The organism is Bradyrhizobium sp. LVM 105 (genome assembly GCF_003957705.1).
Lineage (GTDB): Bacteria > Pseudomonadota > Alphaproteobacteria > Rhizobiales > Xanthobacteraceae > Bradyrhizobium > Bradyrhizobium frederickii.
The window spans coordinates 1-2,020 of sequence record NZ_QZMV01000074.1; the positions used below are offsets into that span (position 1 = coordinate 1).

Below are 2,020 nucleotides of genomic sequence, written 5' to 3' on the forward strand. Positions count from 1 at the left end.
GCGCTCCTGCTGTTGCCCCGCCGGACTCCACGTTGCCGCTGGGAGCGGGCGTGGTCCATGCCATTAACTCGTAAGGCGCGGCTGCCTTGCCCTTGCCGATGCACTCCACCTCCGGGGCGTGGAAGGAGTAAAGCTTCCAGCCGCGCTGGCGTTGCTGCTGCGAGCGGATCTGCGAAGCCCGGCTGAGCGGGAGGGCGAACGCGTTCTCGAGCACGGTCTGCCCTCCGATCTTGCGGCGGATATCGCGGATGATCCGGCCCAGCCGGCTGCGCAGGATGCGCAACTGCCGCTGATGCCGCTTGAATTGCTTGGCATGGGCGTAGCGCCCCGCCATCATTGCTGCGGTCTTGGCGATGCGAAGATAGGACTGCCGAAGCCTGACCCCGTGCTTCCTCGTCAGGCGGTTGAGCCCCTTGATGGCCGCGTGCAGCAGCTTGGCATCGGTCGGGAAGGTGATGGCCTTCGGCTGCACGGTGGTATCGACCGTGACCCGCTTGAGGTCCTGGCTGCGCAACGCGCCAGCTTCGTGCGCTACCCTCAGGCTCTCGGCCAGCAACAGCTCCAGCTTGTCGCCGAGCCGCTTGCGCCAGTGGCTCAGGTCCGAGCGCTCGTGCGGGAAAGCGTGCTGGAAGAACTCTTCGCCGGTGAAGTACTGGAAATACGGGTCGTGGACCCAGCGCTCGCACACCGCCTCATCGGACAGGCCGTAAATGTGCTTGAGCAGGAGCAGCCCGATCACGAAGCGGCTTGCGATGCCCGGCCGACCGTTCTCGCTATAGAGCGGCGCGATCTCGCCGTCGATCCAGCCCCAATCGACCTTGCCTGCGAGCTGAACCAGCTCGTGCTTCATGTTGATGATCTGGTCCAGCCTGGCCCGGAACAGATCGCCTGATCCCGTCGTCCTGTGCTGCTTCGGTCGCATCGCCACCTCCGATGCGGCCACAGAATCATGACTGGCGATTCGACGGAATCTGAAAACGAAATCGCAAGGTTCCGATGCCCGAAGAATCAAAACCCTGCAATCCCGAAACAGCCCACAAAGACAAATGCGATTCTGGCTCAGTCGTTTAGCCGCTCTTCACGGACGACTAAATACGTCGGGCGGAATACGCCCCCACGTCCTGTTCTCCCAACGCGCCAGTGCCTCGAACCCAATAATGCAATTCTCTTTGAGCGAGACTATTGGCTGGTAGTGCGGCTCAATAATGTCGGCCTTGATAGCGCTGCGAAGCTCTCGCTCGATCTGAATGCGCCGGTCGACATGCATATCCATCTCTGGTTCGAAAAAGCGAACATGCGACCTGCCATCGCCTTGCGCGCGATAAAGTGCACGTTCTGCGCGCCTGACCAATCCGTGGAGATTGATGCCGTCAGTCGGAGCGATGGCGATGCCAATCGCAACCCCAAGCTCGGCTGCCCCCGTCTCGGTCGCGAACGTTTCGCTGGCGGACGCCACAATACGGCGCGCCAGATTGGTCGGAGTTTCAAGGGAGCTAATGCCTGGTAGGACAATCCCGAATTCGTCGCCTCCGATCCTTGCTAGGACACCGTCCTTCTGCAAAATTTCGGCGACCCTGTTGGCAAATTCGCACAGCGCTTTGTCCTCCGCTGCGTGGCCATGCTTGTCCTTGATCATCTTGAAGCCATCAAGCCCAAGCAGCAGAACGGCTACCTGGTGCGTGTCGCGGGCCAGGCCAAGGCACGCATCAAGTTTTTCATTAAACAGGCGCCGGTTCGGCAGGCCGGTCAATGGATCCTGTCGCGTTAGGTCGCGCGCTTCTCCTTCCGCAATGGCTCGCGCCTTGGTTTCGTGGGCGAGATCTCGATAGCGGCGCACACTAAAAATTGTCAGCGCAACGCACAGGAAGAACGCGACGATTATGATGAATACGATATCGTCAAGTGCCGAATCCGCATAGCGTTGCCCCAGCTGAAACAAAAGATGAGCTGGCCCCGGTTGTCTGAACAGAATATCCGCGTCGATAAGTGGAGCCTCTGCCGGGGTTAGGCTGCCGTGCGG

At 60.5% G+C, this 2,020-nt stretch carries 2 protein-coding genes; both read right to left on the reverse strand.

Features of this window, described 5'->3' with window-relative positions; all coding sequences use genetic code 11:
* A partial coding sequence (locus D6B98_RS39505) for an IS5 family transposase (RefSeq protein ID WP_245481543.1) occupies positions 1-922 on the reverse strand: 922 nt, incomplete at its 3' end.
* A 156-nt stretch (positions 923-1,078) separates the two neighbouring features.
* A partial coding sequence (locus tag D6B98_RS39510; RefSeq protein WP_126262245.1) for a GGDEF domain-containing protein occupies positions 1,079-2,020 on the reverse strand: 942 nt, incomplete at its 5' end.